This is a genomic window from Microbacterium sp. VKM Ac-2870 (genome assembly GCF_015350795.1).
In the GTDB taxonomy this organism is placed as follows: Bacteria; Actinomycetota; Actinomycetes; order Actinomycetales; family Microbacteriaceae; genus Microbacterium.
Genome location: NZ_JADKSH010000002.1, coordinates 486,266 through 506,313, shown reverse-complemented (window position 1 = coordinate 506,313; position 20,048 = coordinate 486,266). Strand labels below are relative to the sequence as shown.

Annotated in this window: 18 protein-coding genes; 6 read left to right on the top strand and 12 right to left on the bottom strand. The window is 69.3% G+C overall.

Annotation, left to right across the window (positions count from 1 at the left end; genetic code table 11):
• Window positions 1-12: 12 nt before the first annotated feature.
• The 4 genes from ITJ43_RS06260 to ITJ43_RS06245 are packed head-to-tail and all read right to left on the bottom strand — an operon-like array spanning window position 13 to window position 3,707.
• Entirely contained in the window at window positions 13-1,203 is a 1,191-nt protein-coding gene (locus tag ITJ43_RS06260; protein ID WP_194583197.1) for an MFS transporter, read from the bottom strand.
• Between the two features lie 42 nt (window positions 1,204-1,245).
• The gene (locus ITJ43_RS06255) at window positions 1,246-1,584 is read right to left on the bottom strand and encodes a thiamine-binding protein (RefSeq protein WP_194582957.1); all 339 of its coding nucleotides are present in this window, start codon (window positions 1,582-1,584) and stop codon (window positions 1,246-1,248) included.
• Window positions 1,585-1,603: 19 nt separating this feature from the next.
• Window positions 1,604-2,854 (bottom strand): glycosyltransferase 87 family protein, encoded by a 1,251-nt coding sequence (locus ITJ43_RS06250; RefSeq protein WP_194582956.1) that lies wholly within the window; start codon window positions 2,852-2,854, stop codon window positions 1,604-1,606.
• Window positions 2,855-2,876: 22 nt separating this feature from the next.
• Window positions 2,877-3,707 carry an ATP-dependent (S)-NAD(P)H-hydrate dehydratase gene (locus ITJ43_RS06245; RefSeq protein ID WP_194582955.1) on the bottom strand — a complete coding sequence of 277 codons (831 nt, stop codon included), beginning with the start codon at window positions 3,705-3,707 and terminating at the stop codon, window positions 2,877-2,879.
• A gap of 93 nt (window positions 3,708-3,800) precedes the next feature.
• Between ITJ43_RS06245 and ITJ43_RS06240 the strand changes: the two genes are divergently transcribed.
• Window positions 3,801-4,877 carry an NADH:flavin oxidoreductase/NADH oxidase gene (locus ITJ43_RS06240; protein ID WP_194582954.1) on the top strand — a complete coding sequence of 359 codons (1,077 nt, stop codon included), beginning with the start codon at window positions 3,801-3,803 and terminating at the stop codon, window positions 4,875-4,877.
• Between the two features lie 70 nt (window positions 4,878-4,947).
• Here the strand turns inward: ITJ43_RS06240 and ITJ43_RS06235 are convergent, their stop codons facing one another.
• Entirely contained in the window at window positions 4,948-6,003 is a 1,056-nt protein-coding gene (locus ITJ43_RS06235) for a hemolysin family protein (RefSeq protein WP_194582953.1), read from the bottom strand.
• Window positions 6,000-7,343, bottom strand: coding sequence for a hemolysin family protein (locus tag ITJ43_RS06230; protein WP_194582952.1), 1,344 nt, complete (start codon window positions 7,341-7,343; stop codon window positions 6,000-6,002). The genes ITJ43_RS06235 and ITJ43_RS06230 overlap by 4 nt, the downstream gene beginning before the upstream one ends.
• Before the next feature lie 136 nt (window positions 7,344-7,479).
• Here ITJ43_RS06230 and ITJ43_RS06225 point away from each other — a divergent pair, with 136 nt between their 5' ends.
• The gene (locus ITJ43_RS06225) at window positions 7,480-8,076 is read left to right on the top strand and encodes a GNAT family N-acetyltransferase (protein WP_194582951.1); all 597 of its coding nucleotides are present in this window, start codon (window positions 7,480-7,482) and stop codon (window positions 8,074-8,076) included.
• On the opposite strand, the gene ITJ43_RS06220 is transcribed toward ITJ43_RS06225, so the two are convergent.
• On the bottom strand, window positions 8,066-9,523 hold the full coding sequence (locus tag ITJ43_RS06220; protein ID WP_194582950.1) for a GuaB1 family IMP dehydrogenase-related protein: 1,458 nt from the start codon (window positions 9,521-9,523) through the stop codon (window positions 8,066-8,068). The two genes, ITJ43_RS06225 and ITJ43_RS06220, sit on opposite strands and share 11 nt — an antisense overlap.
• Before the next feature lie 121 nt (window positions 9,524-9,644).
• On the opposite strand from ITJ43_RS06220, the gene ITJ43_RS06215 reads away from it, so the two are divergent.
• On the top strand, window positions 9,645-13,358 hold the full coding sequence (locus ITJ43_RS06215; RefSeq protein ID WP_194582949.1) for a multifunctional oxoglutarate decarboxylase/oxoglutarate dehydrogenase thiamine pyrophosphate-binding subunit/dihydrolipoyllysine-residue succinyltransferase subunit: 3,714 nt from the start codon (window positions 9,645-9,647) through the stop codon (window positions 13,356-13,358).
• A 34-nt stretch (window positions 13,359-13,392) separates the two neighbouring features.
• On the opposite strand, the gene ITJ43_RS06210 is transcribed toward ITJ43_RS06215, so the two are convergent.
• The 3 genes from ITJ43_RS06210 to ITJ43_RS06200 are packed head-to-tail and all read right to left on the bottom strand — an operon-like array spanning window position 13,393 to window position 15,543.
• Window positions 13,393-14,280, bottom strand: a complete 888-nt coding sequence (locus ITJ43_RS06210) for a sensor histidine kinase (protein ID WP_194582948.1) — start codon at window positions 14,278-14,280, stop codon at window positions 13,393-13,395.
• Window positions 14,277-14,993: a response regulator transcription factor gene (locus ITJ43_RS06205; RefSeq protein ID WP_194582947.1), complete on the bottom strand. Its 717-nt coding sequence runs from the start codon at window positions 14,991-14,993 to the stop codon at window positions 14,277-14,279. The genes ITJ43_RS06210 and ITJ43_RS06205 overlap by 4 nt, the downstream gene beginning before the upstream one ends.
• Before the next feature lie 16 nt (window positions 14,994-15,009).
• Complete coding sequence (locus ITJ43_RS06200; protein WP_194582946.1) at window positions 15,010-15,543, bottom strand: hypothetical protein; 534 nt, start codon at window positions 15,541-15,543, stop codon at window positions 15,010-15,012.
• A gap of 133 nt (window positions 15,544-15,676) precedes the next feature.
• On the opposite strand from ITJ43_RS06200, the gene ITJ43_RS06195 reads away from it, so the two are divergent.
• On the top strand, window positions 15,677-16,603 hold the full coding sequence (locus tag ITJ43_RS06195) for a diacylglycerol kinase (RefSeq protein WP_194582945.1): 927 nt from the start codon (window positions 15,677-15,679) through the stop codon (window positions 16,601-16,603).
• On the opposite strand, the gene ITJ43_RS06190 is transcribed toward ITJ43_RS06195, so the two are convergent.
• Both ITJ43_RS06190 and ITJ43_RS06185 read right to left on the bottom strand, forming a co-directional pair.
• Window positions 16,597-16,842, bottom strand: a complete 246-nt coding sequence (locus ITJ43_RS06190) for a zf-HC2 domain-containing protein (RefSeq protein WP_194582944.1) — start codon at window positions 16,840-16,842, stop codon at window positions 16,597-16,599. The genes ITJ43_RS06195 and ITJ43_RS06190 overlap by 7 nt on opposite strands.
• The gene (locus tag ITJ43_RS06185; protein WP_194582943.1) at window positions 16,839-17,558 is read right to left on the bottom strand and encodes a sigma-70 family RNA polymerase sigma factor; all 720 of its coding nucleotides are present in this window, start codon (window positions 17,556-17,558) and stop codon (window positions 16,839-16,841) included. The genes ITJ43_RS06190 and ITJ43_RS06185 overlap by 4 nt, the downstream gene beginning before the upstream one ends.
• An 81-nt stretch (window positions 17,559-17,639) precedes the next feature.
• Between ITJ43_RS06185 and aroA the strand changes: the two genes are divergently transcribed.
• Entirely contained in the window at window positions 17,640-18,977 is a 1,338-nt protein-coding gene (gene aroA, locus ITJ43_RS06180; RefSeq protein WP_194582942.1) for a 3-phosphoshikimate 1-carboxyvinyltransferase, read from the top strand.
• A 22-nt stretch (window positions 18,978-18,999) separates the two neighbouring features.
• Entirely contained in the window at window positions 19,000-20,040 is a 1,041-nt protein-coding gene (rsgA, locus tag ITJ43_RS06175; protein ID WP_194582941.1) for a ribosome small subunit-dependent GTPase A, read from the top strand.
• Window positions 20,041-20,048 lie beyond the last annotated feature (8 nt).

Genomic DNA, 20,048 nt, shown 5'->3' with positions numbered 1-20,048 from the left:
TCCCACCGGCGCTCAGGAAAGCGCGCGGCTTAGGGAACTGCGCGTCTCGAGTCGCAGGCTGACGATCGCGAGCAGCAACCCGGATGCCGCGAGCACCGCTCCCACCCAGACAGGTGCGACGAAACCGAAGCCGGCGGCGATCACCACACCGCCGAGGAAGGCCCCGGTCGCGTTGCCTATGTTCAGCGCCGAGTGGTTGAGTGCGGCAGCGATCGACTGATTGTCGCCGGCGACGTCCATCAGCCGCGACTGGATCGTGGGGCTCAGCACCGCCGAAACGAAACCGACGGCGAAGAGGAACACGCCGAGCGCGACGATCCACCCCGCCGTGAGTGCGAGCAGCACCTGCACGACGATCAACGCCGCGAGCCCCCCGATCAGCGTACGGCGCAGGTCGCGGTCGGCGAGGTGGCCGCCGACGAGGTTGCCGACGGTCATTCCGAGCCCCATCACGATGAGGACGATCGGCACGATGGTGCTCGGCTCACCGGCGACGTTCGTCACGATCGAAGCCACGTAGCTGTAGGCGGCGAAGAATCCGCCGAACCCGATCGCGCCCACGCCGAGCGTGAGCCAGACCTGCCCGACACGCAGAGCGCTCAGTTCTGCCCGCAGGGTGCGCCCCGGGTCACCGGCGTGGGCGGGCACGGTCAGAGCGATCATCACGGTCGCGAGGGCGAAGATGAGCGCGACCACCAGGAAGGCGACGCGCCACCCGAACTGCTGGCCGAGGAAGGTGCCGAACGGCACGCCCACGACGTTGGCGACCGTCAGCCCGGTCAACACGAAGGCGATCCCCTTCGCACGGTTTCCCGGCCCCATCACGTCGGCGGCGACGAGCGCTCCGATGCCGAAGTAGGCGCCGTGCGGCAGGCCGGCCAGTACACGGGATGCCGCGACGAGCCCGAAGCTCGGCAGCACGAAGGTGAGGGCGTTGCCGATGGTCAGCGCCGCCGCCAGTCCGAGCATCACGCGGTGACGCGGGTACTTGGCGACAGCGGCGGCGATCGTCGGCGCACCGACCACGACGCCGAGGGCGTAGAGGGTGATGAGCCAGCCCGCCTGGGCGACGGCATCCTCGGGAGAGGACGCCCACGTCGCGGGCAGGAGGTCGGCGGCGATGTTGGGAAGCAGGCCCATCACGACGAATTCGGTCATGCCGATGCCGAACGAGCCGACGGCGAGCGAGAGGAGCGCCCACATCGCCGCACCCCTCGACGGGGTCGAGGAGATCACCCGGCAATATTACCGGTCGGTGTCGGCCTCCAGCGCCGAGATCGCCTGCTCCAAGCGCTCGAGCTTGCCGTCGAGTTCGCCGGTGTGTCCGGGCCGGATGTCGGCCTTCAGCACCAGCGAGACGCGCGAGCCGAACGGCATGACGGCATCCGTCGCCGCTTTCACGACCGCGAACACCTCGTCCCACTCCCCCTCGATCTCGGTGAACATCGAGCTGGTGCGGTGGGGCAGCCCCGACTCGCGGACGACCTTGACGGCGGCGGCGACGGCGTCGTGCACCGATCCGTCGGCGGCGGCGGAATGTTCCTGCGGCGTGCCACTGGGGGCGACGGAGAACGCGACGATCATGGGGGCTCCTTCGGTGAGGTCAGATCAGGTCGGGCAGGGCGACGGCGGGCGCGGGCGCGACGGGCAGAGGCAGGGTAGCGCGACGCGGGCGACGGACGAGCACGATCAGCCGGGCGACCATCCAGACGAACAGGGCGCAGAGCACGAGGTTGCGCAGAGTCAGCAGGCTCACGGGCACGACCTGCGGGTAGAGGACGCCGTTGTAGGTCAGCGGGTAGACGAGCTGGGTCAGCAACGCCGAGAACAGGGCGGCGGATGCCGGCGTCACCCATCGGCGGCGGTCGACCACCAACCCGATGGCGACCGACGGCACCAGCCAGCACAGGTACTGCGGCGAGCCGACCTTGTTGAAGACGATGAAGCCGAGCACGAGCGCCAGCGACAGCGTCGGAAACAGCGTCGCGTAGCGCGCACCGCGCAGGAGAGCGGCGGCCCCCAGCCCCGCGATGGCGAGCATTCCGACGACCAGGGCCGGCGTCATGGCGGCGATGACCGGATCGATCTGCGTTCCGGTCACCTGGAAAGTGAGCAGGTGCTGGTCGTAGTAGACGAAGAATCCGGGAGTGTGCAGTAACGCTCCCCAGAGATACGGCATGCTGATCGGTGCTTCGACCTGCAGGCCACGCGTGGTCTGGTCGCCGATGAACCCGAACGCGTTCGCCCCACCGCCGAGAATGGCCACCATCAGCAGTGTCGCCGCGCTCACCAGCACCGCACCACCGAGAAGTGCCCCGCGCCGGCGGACGGCGATGACCGCCGCGGCGACGATCGCGGCCGGCCACACTTTCATCCAGGTCGCGACGGACAGCAGCACCGACGCCAGCCAGGGTCGGCCCACCAGCCACAGGCATCCGAGCAGCACGATCGCCACGGTGAAGCCGTCGAGGCGATAGAGGCCCACCGGTCCGAGCAGCGCGATGTAGGAGAGCCAGAACCACGCGGCGGTGACGCGACCGGTCGACCGCGCACGCCCGATCAGCACGGCGAAGGCCACGGCATCCGCCGCGATCACCACGATCGCCCAGCCGACGGTGTAGCCGGCGATCCACGCGAACGCGTGGGCGAGCAGCATGGGCAGCAGCGCCAGCTGCGGGTACACCCACGATTGGTCGATGCCGACGATGCCGTGCCCTTCGAGCGCGTTCGTCGACCAGGGCTCGTACACCCGGTATACGTCGCCCATGGGTTCATTCGGCATGAGGAAGCCGAGCCAAGCGACACCGAGATGCACGAGGAGGAAGGCGGCCCACAGCACGCTCCGCCTCGTCATCCCTCCATCCTAGGGATGCCCGTCAGCGCGACGAGATCAGTTCCCCCACGACGGATGCCACGGCGTGCGCGACATCGAGCGCGACAAGGGGTCCACCGGCATGCGCGTCGGACGCCGCGGCGCCGGCACGACCGTGCAGCCACGCCGCGGTCGACGCGGCGCCGGCCGGACGGTCGGGGTTCGCGGCGAGCAGGGCACCGAGAATGCCGGCGAGCACGTCACCCGTTCCCGCCGTCGCGAGCCAGCCGACCCCCGCGGTGACGGAGCGCAGTTCGCCGTCGGGGGTGGCGATCAGGGTCGTGCCCCCCTTGAGGAGAACGGTGGCTCCGGTGACGGCGGCCGTCTCGGCGACGCCGGCCTCCCGGTCGGTCGGCTCGGCCAGTCCCAGGCGCCGCCGCAGCGCCGCGTGCTCGCGGTCGTGCGGTGTCAGCACCAGCGGCGGGTGATCATCGCCCCGGTCTGCCGCCCGCTCGACGAGGTCGAGGGCACCGGCATCCACCACCACGGGCACACTGCCTGCGAGGATGCCGCGCACCGCGGCCGTGTCGGCGTCGCTGCGACTGTCGGGCGAGGTACCCGAGCCGACGACCCACGCCTGCACGCGCCCGTCGGCGGTGACCGTCTCGGGGCGGCGCTGGAGCACGAGGTCGGCGGCGCGGCGCGGACCGAGGTAGCGCACCATGCCCACCCCGGTCCGCCACGCGGCTTCGACGCCGAGGACTGCGGCCCCGGGGTAGGCGTCCGAGCCGGTACGCAGCCCGACCACTCCGCGGGAATACTTGTCGTCGGCGGCGGTTGGCACCCTCAGAAGTGCGGCGGACTCCGCCGCCGACCACGGCCGGGAAGCGCTCATGCGCGCCACTGTACCCGTCCGCTTCCCCGGTCGTTGAGCGAGGCCCACCGGGCCGAGTCGAAACGCCCTGATCCGCAACGGAGAGCCCCCACCATGAGTCTGCTGTTCACGCCCTACGAGCTCGCCGGACGCACCGTGCGCAACCGCCTCTGGGTCGCGCCGATGTGCCAGTACTCGGCGAAGGACGGGATGCCGAACGACTGGCATCACGTGCACCTCGCGCAGTTCGCCTCCGGCGGCGCCGGCGTGGTGATCGCCGAAGCGACGGCGGTCGTGCCCGAGGGGCGCATCTCCCCCGAGGACGTCGGTCTGTGGAACGACGAGCAGCGTGACGCCTGGGCTCCCATCGTCGCCGCCATCCGTGACCGCGGCGCGATTCCGGGCGTGCAGCTCGCGCACGCCGGCCGCAAGGCGTCGACCTGGTCGCCGTTCGCCGGCAACCGCGGATCGGTGCCCGAGACCGAGGGGGGCTGGACGACGGTGGCACCGTCGGCGGTCGCATACGAGGGCTTCGCCACTCCCGACGCCCTGGATGATGCAGGCATCGAGCGGATCGTCGCGGCGTTCGCCGCGGCCGCCGTCCGCGCCGTCGCGGCGGGCTTCGAGGTTCTCGAGGTGCACGCCGCCCACGGCTACCTGCTGCACCAGTTCTTGTCGCCGCTGTCGAACCTCCGCGAAGACCGGTACGGCGGCAGCCTCGAGAACCGCGCCCGGCTGCTGCTCGAGATCGTCGAAGCGGTCCGTGCCGCCGCGCCGGACGCCGCCCTCCTCGTGCGTTTCTCGGCGTCCGATTGGGCCGAGGGCGGGTGGGATGCCGAGCAGACGGCGACCGTCGCCGCCTGGGCTGCGCAGCGCGGCGCCGACTTCTTCGACATTTCCAGCGGCGGCCTGGTGTCGCACCAGCGCATCACGACCGGCCCGGGCTACCAGGTTCCCCTCGCAGCCGAGGTGCGTCGCGACGGCGGCGTGGCGGTGGCGGCGGTGGGCGAGATCACCTCCGGCACGCAGGCCGAGGAGATCCTGCAGTCGGGCGCCGCCGATGTCATCCTCGCGGCGCGCGAATGGCTGCGCGACCCGCACTTCGCGCTGCGCGCCCAGGTCGAACTCGGCGACAGCGACGAGGGCCTCTGGCCGCCGCAGTACGAGCGCGCCCGCCCGCGGACGCACTGACGGCGCGAGGCGTTTCGACTCGCTGCGCCCGGCCCGCAGGGCCGAGTCGAAACGCCCCGACCCTGTGGCCTCAGAACCCGCGACGGGTCGCGTCGTGCACTTCGCCGACGAGCTCTTCGATGATGTCCTCGAGGAACAGCACCGCCGTCGTCTCCCCGTGCGTGTTGCGCACCTGCGCCAGGTGGCGGCTCGTTCGGCGCATGAGCGCCAGCGCATCCTCGAGATCGGTGGTCTCGGCGACCGGAACCATGTGGTGGATGCGCTTCGGCTTGATGGGAGCCGAGATGCGGCGCTCTGCATCGGCACCCTCCGCCGCCCGCAGCACATCCTTCAGATGCACGTAGCCGATCGGCGCTCCCTCGCCATCCACGATCACATAGCGCGAGAAACCGTGCTTGGCGACCGCGCGCTCGATCTCGTCGGGCGTCGTGGTCTCCGGCAGAGTGACAAGCTCCGACAGCGGCACCGCGATGTCGCGGGCCTTCTTGTCGGTGAACTCGACCGCTGCCGTCACGGCGCCTGACGCGTCGTCGAGCACGCCTTCGATGCGTGACTGGTTCACGATCGTGGCGACCTCATCGAGCGTGAAGGTCGAGGCGGCCTCGTCCTTCGGCTCCACGCCGAACAGGCGCACCGTGTGGTTCGCGAGCCAGTTGAGGACGGCGATCACCGGGTAGAACACCTTCGACACCCAGACGAGGGGTGTCGCGAGCATCAGCACCGCGCGGTCGGGAACGGAGAACGCGAGGTTCTTCGGCACCATCTCGCCGAAAACGACGTGCAGGTACGAGACGACGATCAGGGCGATGGCGAACGCGACACCGCCGATCACGGCTTCGCTCCAGCCCGTGAGGCCGAGCGGCACCTCGAGCAGGTGGTGGATCGCTGGTTCGGAGACGTTCAGGATCAGCAGCGAGCAGATCGTGATGCCGAGCTGGCTGGTCGCCAGCATGAGCGTCGCGTGCTCCATCGCGTAGAGCGCCGTCTTCGCCGTCTTCGAGCCCTTTTCGGCGAGGGGCTCGATCTGCGAGCGGCGCGCGGAGATGACCGCGAACTCGGCGCCGACGAAGAAGGCGTTGAACACCAGCAGGACGACCAACCATGCGATTCCGGCCCAGTCGTTCATCGACGCTCACCCCTCTCGGATGTCGTCCCCGACTCTTCGGCGCCATCCGGCACGGGGCGGGGGGTGAACCTGACGCGGTCGACGCGTCTGCCGTCCATCCGTTGCACTTCGAGCGTGCCGTCCTCGAGATCGATGCGGTCGCCCACGACGGGAATGCGTTCGAGCGTCGACATGAAGAATCCGCCGACGGTGTCGTAGACGTCGCCCTCCGGCACTCGGATGCCGGTGCGGTCGAGCACCTCGTCGGGGCGCAGTTCGGCCGGGAACGTCACGGAGCCCGCGATGCGGACCACGCCCGCCCGGCTGCGATCGTGCTCGTCGAGCACTTCGCCGACGATCTCCTCGACGAGGTCTTCCAGGGTCACGACACCCGCCGTGCCGCCGTACTCGTCGACGACGATGGCCATCTGGTAGCCGCGCGAGCGCAGCTCCGACATGACGGCATCCAGGTGCACCGCTTCGGGCACACGGAGAGGCTCCTCGGCGATCGCGGCGGCCGGCACATCGCCGCGCCGCTCTCGGGGAACGCTGACGGCCTGCTTGAGGTGCACGATGCCGGTGATGTCGTCCATGGATTCGTCGTAGACCGGGAAGCGGCTGTGGCCGGTGCGCCGAGCGAGTTGGATGACGTCTTCGACGCTGTCACCGGCGGCAACCGCGTGGATGCTGGGGCGCGGCGTCATCACGTCGGCCGTGGTCAGGCGCGCGAAGGTGAGGGTGCGATCGAGCAGGGAGGCCGTGTCTTCTTCGAGCATCCCCGCGCTCGCGGAGCGGCGGACGAGGCTCGAGAGTTCCTCGGCGGTGCGCGCTCCCGACAGTTCTTCCTTCGGTTCGATGCCCATGCTCCGCAGCACCCCGTTGGCGCTGCCGTTGAGCACGGTGACGGCGGGGCGGAAGACCATGGTGAACGCGATTTGGAAGGGCATGACGAGCTTCGCCGTCTGCCGCGGGATGGCGAGGGCGAAGTTCTTCGGCACGAGCTCGCCGATGATCATCGAGAACGTCGTCGCGATCGCGATCGCGACCGTCGTGCCGATCACGCGGACCACCGGCTCCGGCAGTGCCCAGCTCGACAGCACCGGGCTCAGGAGGTTCGTCAGCGCCGGCTCCATCGTGTAACCGGTGAGCAGCGTCGTCAGGGTGATGCCCAGCTGCGCGCTGGACAGGTGCGTCGAGGTGATGCGCAGCGCGCTGATGGTCAGCGACAGCCGGGATTCGCCTGCGGATTGACGCGCTTCGAGGTCGGCGCGGTCCAGGTTGACCAGGGCGAACTCGCTCGCAACGAACAGTCCGGTCCCGATGGTGAGCAGAAGCCCCACGCCCAACATGACGTAATCCATCACGCGTCACCCCCGATCATGCTCGGGGAGGGTCGGTGGGGCGATCGTCTGCAACTGGGAGGGTCGTCCATGGTGCAGAAGAGTTTACGGCACCGCACTGTGGGGCGGGGCTGGAAGCCGCGGGCACAATGGGACGATGACCACGGCGACCGGCGACGACATCATCGGCGAGAGCCGCGGCATCCGCGTGCGGGCGTTCCGGCCCTCCGACCTCGATACGTATCGACGCTGGCTGCAGCCCGATCAGGACTGGCACCGCTGGGACGGCCCCTACTTCGCGAAGCTCGACGCTGCGCAGATCGACGCGGTCTGTGCCCGGCTCGGCGCGGCACTTGCCGACGGGTCGTACGCGGCCCAGGTGCCGCTGCCGCGGGGTGTCGTCGTCGACGCCGACGATGACGACACGATGCTGGGCAGCGTGTCGTGGCATTGGGAATCGGAGGAGTCCGACTGGCGGCGCATGGGTCTCACGGTCTACGACCCCGCGCTGCGCGGCCGGGGTATCGGCACCGAGGCGTTGCGGATCTGGACCGGCTATCTCTTCCGCACGACCGACGCGGTCCGCCTCGACTACTCGACATGGTCGGGCAACGAACGGATGCTGGCGGTGGGCCGCCGCCTCGGATTCACCGAGGAGGCCCGCTTCCGAGACGCCCGTGAGGTGCGTGGCGAGCGCTACGACTCGGTGGTCATGGGGGTGCTCCGACGAGAATGGCAGGCGCTCACCAGCTGACGGGCAGCGCCTTGCCCTCCTCGTAGCCCGCCGCGGACTGCAGGCCGACCGTGGCGCGCTCGTGGAACTCGGGCACGGTCGCGGCGCCGGCGTACGTGAACGACGACCGGACGCCCGATGTGATCATGTCGACGAGGTCCTCCACCGACGGACGCAGCGGGTCGAGGTAGATCTTCGACGACGAGATGCCCTCGGCGAACAGCTCCTTGCGCGCACGGTCGTAGGCGTCGAGGCGTCCGAAGCGTCCCTGCACGGCCTTCGTGGATGCCATGCCCCACGACTCCTTGTACACACGGCCGGCCGCGTCGCTCTGCAACGGGCCGGGAGCTTCGATCGTGCCGGCGAACCACGAGCCGATCATCACGGATGCCGCGCCGGCGGCCAGCGCCAGGGCCACGTCGCGCGGGTAGCGCACACCGCCGTCGGCCCACACATGGGCGCCGAGTTCGGCCGCGGCCTGAGCGGTCTCGAGCACCGCCGAGAACTGCGGCCTGCCGACGGCGGTCATCATGCGGGTGGTGCACATGGCGCCCGGTCCCACACCGACCTTCAGGATCGAAGCGCCCGCCTGCACGAGATCGCGCGCGCCCTCGGCGGTGACGATGTTCCCGGCGGCGATCGGGATGCCGAGTCCCAGACTCGAGACGGTCTGCAGCGCGCGCAGCATCCCTTCCTGGTGCCCGTGCGCGGTATCGACGACGAGGACGTCCACCCCGGCGGCGGCGAGCGCGGATGCCTTGGCGGCCACGTCGCCGTTGATGCCCACGGCGGCCGCGACGATGAGTCGCCCTTGGGCGTCGACGGCGGGACGATACAGGGTCGAGCGCAGCGCCGTCCGCTGCGACAGCGTTCCGACGAGGTACCCGTGGTGCAGCACGCACACCGTCTCGGCGCCGGTGGCGACGAGCAGATCGAACGCGTGCCGGGCGTCGGTGACGTCGTCGGCATCGATCGATGCGGTGCGCCCGCGCGCGATGTCACCGAGACGCGCATCCGGCAGCGCCGTTCCCAGGCGGGTCGCGGGAACGACTCCCCGGATGTCGTCGACGTGCACTCGCGACGGGTCGCCGGACACCACGACGATGCCGTGGCCCTCCGCCGCCGGCAGCAGCGCCGCCGCCTCGGCGACGGTCGCGCCGGCCGAGAGCACGAGCGGCGTATCCCACGGCACGGGCTGCTCCTTCACCCACCGGATCGCCGCATCGATGTCCTGCAGCGGCATGTCCTGGGGCAACACGCCGAGACCGCCGCGACGGGCGAGCGCGGCCGCCAGACGCGGACCGGTCACCGAGTTCATGTTCGAGGCGACGAGCGGAATCGTGGCCGAGGTGCCGTCCTGCGGCGAGAGGTCGACGTCCAGCCGGCTCGTGATGTCAGATCGTCGCGGAACGAGGAACACGTCGGAGTAGGTGAGATCGACGGTGGGCTGAGCGCCGGAGAACTGCATGAGTCCACGGTACCGAGAGAAAACCTGGGATACCCTTGATGAACGTGTGCGTGTGGGCCGCGTCATGCACAGCGGCGGGCCTCGCACGATCTGAACTTCATCGAAGAAAGCAGGCGCAACCGTGTCCAGTCAGGTGACCGGCGTGGGGACTTCGAGCGACGGCGAGTTCGGGGCCAACGAATGGCTCGTCGCTGAGATGTACGACCAGTTCGCGAAGGACCGCAACGCGGTCGACCGGGCCTGGTGGCCGGTTCTGGAGGCGTACGAGAAGACGCATCAGGATGCCGCCTCCAGCGCAACCACCCCGGCATCCGCCCCCGCATCCACCCCGACACCGCAGGCCAGTGCGGAGCCCCGACCGATGACCGCTCCCATCCCCGTGGTCGGATCCCAGCCCGTCGCCCGCACGACGACCCGCCCGGCCTCGCCGCAGCCGGTGCCCGCCCAGGCGCCGAGCGCCGATCAGGCGACGCCGGTGGCCGCCGCTCGCGAAGACGTGGTCACCCCTCTGCGCGGCATGCCCAAGACACTCGCGGCGAACATGGACGAGTCGCTCACCGTCCCGACCGCGACGAGCGTTCGCACGGTGCCGGCGAAGCTCATGATCGACAACCGCATCGTGATCAACAACCACATGTCTCGCACGCGCGGCGGCAAGGTCAGCTTCACGCACCTCATCGGCTGGGCTCTCATCCAGGCGATCAAGGCGTTCCCCAGCCAGAACGTCTCCTACGCCGAGATCGACGGGAAGCCGTCGGTCGTCGCACCCGCGCACATCAACCTCGGCATCGCGATCGACCTCCCCAAACCCGATGGCACGCGGGCCCTGATGGTCCCCTCCATCAAGCAGGCCGAGTCGCTCACGTTCAGCGAGTACCTCACCGCCTACGAAGACCTCGTCAAGCGGGCTCGGGGAAACAAGCTCACGGCGGCCGACTTCCAGGGCACCACCATCTCGCTGACCAACCCCGGCGGCATCGGGACCGTGCACTCCGTGCCGCGACTCATGAAGGGTCAGGGCTGCATCGTCGGCGCTGGCGCCCTCGAGTACCCGGCCGAGTTCCAGGGCTCGAGCGAGAAGACCCTCGTCGAGCTCGGCATCGGCAAGACGATCACGCTCACCAGCACCTACGACCACCGCGTGATCCAGGGCGCCGGGTCGGGCGAGTTCCTGAAGATCGTGCACGAGATGCTCACCGGCCAGCGAGGCTTCTACGAGAGCATCTTCGCGGCCCTGCGCATCCCCTACGCGCCCATTCACTGGGCAGGCGACATCAACGTCGACATCGCCGAGCGCGTCGACAAGACGGCACGTGTTCAGGAGCTCATCAACTCCTACCGCGTGCGCGGCCACCTGATGGCCGACACCGACCCGCTGGAGTACGTCCAGCGCACCCACCCCGACCTCGAGATCGAGAACCACGGGCTGACCTTCTGGGACCTCGACCGCGAGTTCGTCACGGGTGGTTTCGGTGGTCGACGCCTGATGAAGCTCCGCGACATCCTCGGCGTGCTGCGCGACTCGTACTGCCGCACGATCGGCATCGAGTACATGCACATCCAGGACCCGGCGCAGCGCAAGTGGTTCCAGGAAAACGTCGAGGTGAAGTACCAGAAGCCGGGGCATGACGAGCAGCTGCGCATCCTCGACAAGCTCAACCAGGCCGAGGCCTTCGAGACGTTCCTGCAGACAAAGTACGTCGGACAGAAGCGCTTCAGCCTCGAGGGCGGCGAGTCGCTGATCCCGCTGCTCGACCAGATCCTGCAAGGTGCGGCCGGGGCGGGCCTGGACGGCGCCGCTATCGGCATGGCGCACCGCGGCCGCCTCAACGTGCTGACCAACATCGCCGGCAAGACCTACAGCCAGATCTTCCGTGAGTTCGAGGGCTCGGTCGCGATCGGGTCGAAGTCGGGCTCCGGTGACGTCAAGTACCACCTGGGAACCCAGGGCACGTTCGTGTCGGACGCCGGGGAGGAGCTGCCGGTCTACCTGGCGGCAAACCCCTCCCACCTCGAGACCGTCGACGGAGTGCTCGAGGGCATCGTGCGCGCCAAACAGGACCGGATGCCGATCGGCACCTTCTCCTGGCTGCCGATCCTGGTGCACGGCGACGCCGCTTTCGCCGGTCAAGGCGTCGTGGTCGAGACGCTGCAGATGTCGCAGTTGCGCGGATACCGCACGGGCGGAACCGTGCACGTCGTCGTGAACAACCAGGTCGGTTTCACGACCCTGCCGCAGGACGGTCGCACCTCGGTCTACTCGACCGACGTGGCGAAGACGATCCAGGCGCCGATCTTCCACGTGAACGGCGACGACCCCGAAGCCGTCGTGCGGGTCGCGGAACTCGCGGTGGCCTACCGCCAGGAGTTCCAGCGCGACGTCGTCATCGACCTCGTCTGCTACCGCCGTCGCGGTCACAACGAGGGCGACGACCCGTCGATGACGCAGCCGCTCATGACGAACCTCATCGAGGCCAAGCGCTCCGTGCGACGCCTGTACACCGAATCGCTCGTCGGTCGTGGCGACATCACCGAAGAGGAATACGACAAGGCCAAGCAGGACTTCCAGAACCGCCTGGAGATCGCCTTCGCCGAGACCCACGCAGCCGAGACGGGAACGACGGGCATCGTCTCACCCACGACGACCGGCGGCCTGGAGCAGGCCGTCGGCGAGCCGGAGACGACGGGCGTCTCGACCGAGGTCGTCCACCAGATCGGCGACGCTTTCGTCAACAAGCCCGACGGCTTCACCGTGCACAACAAGCTGCAGCAGTTGCTCGACAAGCGGCTGGAGATGAGCCGCAGCGGCCTCATCGACTGGGGCTTCGGAGAGCTTCTGGCCTTCGGCTCGGTGCTCATGGAGGGCACCAACGTGCGCCTCGCCGGTCAGGATGCCCGACGCGGCACATTCGTGCAGCGTCACGCCGTGCTGCACGACCGCGCGAACGGCCAGGAGTGGCTGCCGCTGGCGAACCTGTCCGAGAACCAGGGACGCTTCTACGTCTACGACTCCCTGCTGAGCGAGTATGCGGCAATGGGCTTCGAGTACGGCTACTCGGTCGAGCGCCCTGACACCCTCACCCTGTGGGAGGCACAGTTCGGCGACTTCGCCAACGGCGCCCAATCGGTGATCGACGAGTACATCTCCGCCGCCGACCAGAAGTGGGGACAGCAGTCCAGCGTGGTCCTCCTGCTCCCCCACGGCTACGAGGGACAGGGGCCCGACCACTCGTCGGCGCGCATCGAGCGCTATCTGCAGATGTGCGCGCAGGACAACATGACCGTCGCCCGCCCATCGACGCCGGCATCCTACTTCCACCTGCTGCGTCGTCAGGCCTACGCCCGCCCCCGCCGGCCGCTGATCGTCTTCACTCCGAAGGCGATGCTGCGTCTGCGTGGCGCGACGAGCCCGGTCGAGGCGTTCACGAACGGCCGTTTCGAGCCCGTGCTCGATGACGACCGGAACATCGACCCTTCGGCCGTCACGCGTGTGCTCCTGCACTCCGGCAAGATCCACTGGGATCTGAAGGCCGAGCTCGACAAGAAGCCCAACCCGCAGGTCGCGCTCGTGCGCCTCGAGCAGCTCTACCCGGCGCCGATCGACCAGCTGAACGCCGTGATCGACCGCTATCCGAACGCGCAGCTGGTCTGGGTGCAGGACGAGCCGGAGAACCAGGGCGCATGGCCGTTCATCGCCCTCGAAGTGGTCAAGCACCTGCACGGGCGCACGATCCGGCGCATCTCGCGTGCCGCCGCGGCGTCGACGGCGACGGGTTCGCCCAAGGTGCACGCGCGCGAGCAGGCCGCGATTCTCGAGAAGGCTCTGACGTTCTAGTCGGATGACCGGCTGCCGGGTGGGGAGGTCTGCCTCACCCGGCAGCCGGTACCCGCAGGCGCACGCGGGTGCCGTGTCCTTCGCGCGAGGTGATCGTCACCTCGCCGCCGTGACGGTCGACGATCGTGCGCACGAGGGCGAGGCCGAGCCCGCTCCCCGGACGGTCCCGGGCATTGCTGGCGCGCGCCAGCTCGTCGAAGACCGAGACGAGTTCGGCCGAGGGGATGCCGCGTCCCGTATCGGCGATGTCGAGGATCACCACACCGCCCTGCTCATCGCCGCGGATTTCCACGACATCGCCCGGTTCGGAATACTTCATCGCGTTCGACACGACGTTGAAGAGCGCGACGAACAAGAGATCGGGGTCACCGATGACGTCGGGCAACGGCCAGGGGGCGGCCGGCAGCGCCACCGAGGCTTCACGACCATGGGCGTCGCGCACCGCGTCGACGACATCGGCGACCCACGCCGAGACCGACACGGGCACGCGTTCGATGTCTGATGTCTGCAGTTCGGAGAGCTTTCGAAGGTCACCCACCAGGCGCGACAGCCGCGCGGTCTGTGCGTCGATGCTACCCAGCTGAGGGGTGTCGGCATCGCTCGCCGCGACGGCGACGCGAATCGCGGTGACCGGATTCTTCAGCTCGTGATCGAGGCGCGCCAAGAACCGTCGGTGCTCGGCGGCGGCGGCATCCCGTGATTCACGCTGCACGAGAGCGACGAGCCGGCCGCGTCGCCGAGTGATGACGAGACCCGCCCCGGCGATCAGGCCGAGCGCCGCAGCGACCAGCGCGGCGAGGCCGGGCACGGCCAGTGAGAAGACGAGTGAGCGACGGTCGCCGCTGACGATTCCGACGGTCGCGATGACGGCCGCGATCATCGCCGCACCGACCAGCGTGAGAACGACGATCCCGCCCCTCATGCGCGGCTCACCTCGGCGCGGAATCGATACCCGACGCCCGCCACGGTCTCCACATATCGGGGTGCGAGCGAATCGTCGCCGAGGGCAGCACGCAGCTCCGCCACCCGGTGGTCGACAGCGCGGGTATGGGTCGCGAAGTCGAAGCCCCAGAGCGCCGACAGCAGCCGTTCACGGGGATGCACCTCGCCGGGACGCGCCATGAGGTACTCCAGCAACTGGAACGCCTTCGGCGTGAGCGAGAGCTCGCGATCCGCCCGCCAGAGGCGCCGCCCTGGACGGTCGAGCCGCAGATCCCCGGCGACGAGGGTCTGCGCCGTCACCAGGGGCGCCGCCCCCGCCGCGACCCGGCGGAGCACGGCACGGGCGCGAGCGACGAGCTCCTGAGGGTCGAACGGCTTGTTGAGGTAGTCGTCGGCACCCTCCTCGAGGGCCGCCGAGCGCTCGCCCGACTCCCCCACGCGCGTCAGCAGGATGGTCGGCGTGCTGTCGCCGGCGGCGCGGAGGCGCCGCACGAGCTGGCGGCCGTCGAGCACAGGCATCATGACATCGCTCACCAGGATGTCGGGATGCCAAGCGGCGACGCTGTCCCAGGCCTGCTGGCCGTCGGCGGCGACCCGTACCTCGAAACCACTGCGTTCGAGGTAGGGCGCGAGGCTGTCGGTGATGGACTGCTCGTCGTCGACGAGGAGCAGGCGCGGCGCGGCAGACGTCATCTCCGGATCGTACCGATCAGGAGATCGGGGTCGTGGCGTTGAGGGTGCCGGAGTCCTTCACGACGGGCGTGCCCGACTCCCACCCGACGAGGTTGGCATCCGCATCCGCGTCGAGCGTGATCTGTCGGCCGGAGGCGAGGATCACGATGTTCCCGTCGCCCGTGACCTTCAGCTCGTCGACGGCCGGCAGCAGCACGGTCGCCGCGTCGGCGACGATGGTCACCTCGCGGCAGTCGCCGGTGACCTCGACGACGATGCCATCGGCGTTGTGGTCGACCGTGTACTCGCCATTCACACACACCACATGCTGCGCGACGGCATCCGTCCAGCGGGTGCGCTGCAGACGGGCCATACGCTCGTCGTCGACGACCCCGTGCGGACCGGACGCAGAGGGCGACGGCGCCAAGGGTGCGTTCGGCGCCGAAGCTACCGGTGGCGTCGCGGAGGGTGTGGCGCCGGGGTCGGCGATGCTGACGCTGCATGCCGTGAGACTCACAGCGCCGAAGACGAGGACGAGGGACAGGGCGGCGAAGCGTCGGGAGAAGGTCATGGCTCCACGTTACGAAAGAGATGTCGCACCCGCGTCGCGAACGTGTCGCGATCTCGCGACACGGCATGATGGGGCGAGCACCCGAACGCGGCTCCGGCCGCCGCCTCTTCCCCTCCCGACCCGACAGGACGACATGGACGTCGCACTCGTCGTCAATCCGACGGCGCGCTCTGCTGCGCGCTCCGACGCGGCGGCGCGGGCCGCCGCACGTCTGCGCGCGCACGACATCGGCGTCACCGTGCTCGCCGGAGACAGTGCCCTCGCCTCCTCCCGCCTGCTGCGCGACGCGCTCGATGCGGGCGTCGACGCGGTGATGGTGGCCGGCGGCGACGGCACCGTCGGCCTCGCCGTCCAAGAGCTCGCCGGCACCGGCATCCCCCTCGCGATCGTTCCCACGGGCACCGGCAACGACGCCGCGACCGCGCTGGGACTGCGTGAACGCGACCCTTTCGGGGCGGCCGACGCGGTGATCGGTGGGGCGACGCGCAGGATCGACCTCGCGCGACTGCGCCGCATCGATGGGTCGACGACGCTGTACTCCACGGTGCTCGCCAGCGGATTCGATTCGAGAGTCAACGACCGCGCCAACCGCATGAAGTGGCCACGAGGTCACGTCCGTTACGACATCGCGATCCTCGTCGAGTTCCTGCGGCTGCGCGCGATCGGGTTCGAGATCGAGCTCGAGAGCGCCGACGGCACCGGCGAACGCCTCCGCGAGGACTTCATCATGGCGACGGTCGGCAACGGGCCCACGTACGGCGGTGGCATCCCGATCTGCCCTGACGCCCTCCTCGACGACGGGCTGCTGGACGTGACGCTCGTCCGCCCGCTCAGCCGGGCGCGGCTCCTGCGGCTGCTGCCTCGTGTCTATCGCGGAACCCACACCGACCTCCCGGAGGTCGTCACGACCCGCGTGCGACGTGTGCGGCTGGCGGCGGTAGGCGTGACCGCCTACGCCGATGGCGACCCGGTCGGCTCGCTCCCGCTGGAGATCGACGTCGTCCCCGGCGCTCTGCGGGTGTTCACCCCATCGACGGAAGCGTCCGCGATCGATCAGTGATGCGTGGCCTGCTCGGCGCGCAGCCGCGCCAGCACCTGATCACGCAGTTCCTCGGGCGCCGTCTCTTTGCACGCGCGCGCGACCACTGCCGTCAGCGTCGTCGCGACGAGAGCCTCGTCGCGGCAGGACGGGCAGGTCTCCAGATGGGCGCGGATGTCCGCATGCTCGGTCTTGCAGACCTCGTCGCGAAGGTACTCCTCGAGGTCTTTGCGCGCTTTGTCGCAACCGCAGTCGCTCATTTCCTGCTCCCTGATGAAGATGTGGCGGGCGCCGGCACTTCGATGCCACGCTCGCGCGCGTAATCGGCGAGGAGGTCACGCAACATTCGCCTGCCACGGTGCAGACGGCTCATGACCGTGCCGATAGGGGTTTTCATGATGTCCGCGATCTCTTGATACGCGAATCCTTCGACGTCCGCGAGGTACACCGCCAAACGGAAATCCTCGGGGATCGACTGCAGCGCGTCCTTGACGACCGACGCCGGCATGTGGTCGATCGCTTCCGCCTCGGCAGAACGACTGCTGGTCGCGGTCGTGGACTCGGCGCCGCCGAGCTGCCAATCCTCCAGCTCGTCGATCGTGCCCTGATACGGCTCACGCTGCTTCTTGCGGTACGTGTTGATGTACGTGTTCGTGAGAATGCGGTACAGCCACGCCTTGAGGTTCGTGCCCTGGGTGAAGGATGCCCACGACGCGAACGCCTTGACGAACGTCTCCTGCACGAGATCCGCGGCATCCGCGGGGTTGCGCGTCATCCGCATGCCTGCGGCGTAGAGCTGGTCCATGAACGGCAACGCCTGCTGCTCGAACTGCGTACGCGCGTCGGACGCGGAGTGCTCGTCGGCATCCGACGTGAAGGGTTCGGGGGTGTGGGGCTCGGTGGCCGCCTGCTCTTCCATCAGGGCCCAGTCTACGTCGGCGATGTCAGCAGGAACGGGGGTGAGGGTCGCGGTCACGGGGCTCCTTTCCTCGGTCGTGGCATCGGCACGGCCGCGGTGCGCGGGCGGTGTCCGGTGGGTTCGTTAGGGTAGAACCCGATGACAGTGACCGGGTATTCCCATTCCGAGCCGGCCGCGGAACCCGTCTGGCGGGCGCCGCGTGCAGACGAGGCCGTCCACGCGACGGTTTCGGTGCCCGGATCAAAGTCCTTGACGAACCGGAAGCTGGTGCTCGCGGCCCTCGCAGACGGCCCCAGCGCCCTCACGTCACCGTTGCATTCGGAGGATTCCGAGCGGATGGTGCAGGCTCTGCGAACGCTCGGTGTCGAGATCTCCGAGGCTCCCGGCACCGGAGCCTTCGGGCCCGATCTGCTGGTGAGCCCGCCCACCGTCTTCCGCGGAGACGTCGAGATCGACTGCGGTCAGGCCGGAACCGTCATGCGCTTCATCGCTCCCCTGGCCGGGCTCGCCGACGGCGATGTAACGCTGACGGCACACCCGAGCGCGCTGCACCGCCCCATGGGCGAGATGATCAAGGCGCTCCGCGAGATCGGCGCCGATGTCGACGACGGCGGCACCTGGTCGCTGCCGTTCACCGTCCGCGGTCGCGGGCACATCCGCGGCGGCGAAGTGACGATCGACGCGAGCGCCTCCAGCCAGTTCGTGTCGGGACTGCTGCTGGCCGCTCCCCGTTTCGATGTCGGCCTGCACCTCATCCACTCCGGCGAGCGCCTGCCGAGCGTTCCGCACATCGATATGACGATCGAGACTCTCGCACGTCGCGGCATCCAGGTCGAACACCCGTCACCGAACGAATGGGTCGTGCCTGCCGGAACGCTGCGCGGGCGGGATGCCGCCATCGAACCCGATCTGTCGAATGCGGCTCCTTTCCTGGCCGCGGCACTGCTCACCGAGGGATCGGTCACCATTCCCGGGTGGCCGGCGAGCTCCACGCAGCCGGGGGCGCTCCTGCCGGAGATCCTGTCGCTGCTGGGCGGACGCGCGTCACGTCGCGGCGGTGCACTCACGGTGACCGGGGGGCCGCGCATCGCGGGTGTCGACCTCGATCTCAGCGCGGCCAGCGAACTCGCACCGACCTTGTTCGCCCTCGCGGCGTTCGCCGACGCTCCCACCACGCTCCACGGCATCGGCCACATCCGGGGGCACGAGACCAACCGCATCGATGCGCTGATCGGCAACCTCCGAGAGCTCGGCGGCCACGCCGAGGAACTTCCCGACGGCATCCGCATCGTGCCGACGACGCTGCACGGCGGACTGTGGCGCGCGCACCACGATCACCGCATCGCGACCGCCGGCGCCCTGATCGGTTTGCGCGTGCCCGGTGTCGAGGTCGACCACATCGAAACCACCGCCAAGACGATGCCCGAGTTCCCTCAGCTCTGGGCCCGCATGCTCGAGATCGCGCCGGACGACTGAGCCCGCCGATGCGAGGCCCCCGATGAGCTGGCTGGACCCCGACGACGACGAACCGGAGTTCGACGAAGCGAACATCCGGATGCGGCCGAACCCCAAGGCGAATCGGCCGCGCACGAAGCGTCGGCCGGCGCACGCCGACGCCCGCATCGCGCGGGTGCTGGGTGTCGACCGCGGCCGCTACACGGTACTCATCGACGAGGACGGCCCCGAGGAGCACACGGCGCTGGCGACGCGGGCTCGCGAGCTGCGAAAGCAGGCCATCGTCACGGGCGACCGCGCGCGCGTCGTCGGCGACACCACCGGCGACGACGGCACGTTGTCGCGCATCGTAGGCATCGAGGAACGCACGTCGCTGCTGCGCCGAAGCGCCGACGACACCGACCAGGTCGAACGAGTGGTCGTGGCCAACGCCGATCAGATGCTCGTGGTGGTCGCAGCGGCTGATCCCGAGCCGCGGCCGCGCCTCGTCGACCGCTACCTGATCGCTGCGCTCGATGCCGGCATCCGCCCCCTGCTCGTCGTCACCAAGACTGATCTCGCCGATCCAACCGACTTCCTCGCCCATTTCGAGGGTGTGGACGCTCTCGAGATCTTCACGAGCGGACAGGACGAGATGCCCATCGACGAGATCGGTGCACGTCTGGCCGGGCATTCAACCGTCTTCGTCGGTCACTCCGGGGTCGGCAAGTCGACGCTCGTGAACGCACTCGTTCCTCTCGCGAACCGCGCCACCGGGCACGTCAACGGGGTGACCGGGCGAGGGCGGCACACCTCCAGTTCGACCGTGTCGCTGCGCTACGTCGGCGACTCCGGCACAGGCTGGGTCATCGACACCCCCGGGGTGCGATCCTTCGGCCTCGGCCACGTCGACCCGGCCAATATCCTCAAAGCGTTCACCGACCTCGCGGCCGTCGCCGAGGAGTGCCCGCGCGGCTGCACGCACCTGCCCGACGCCCCCGACTGCGCGATCATCGAGGCCGTCGCCGAAGGACGCCTCGGTGAGCGGGGTGCGGCACGTTTGGATTCGCTGCAACGCCTGCTGTCGACCTTCGCCGGATCGTAGGCTGGTGT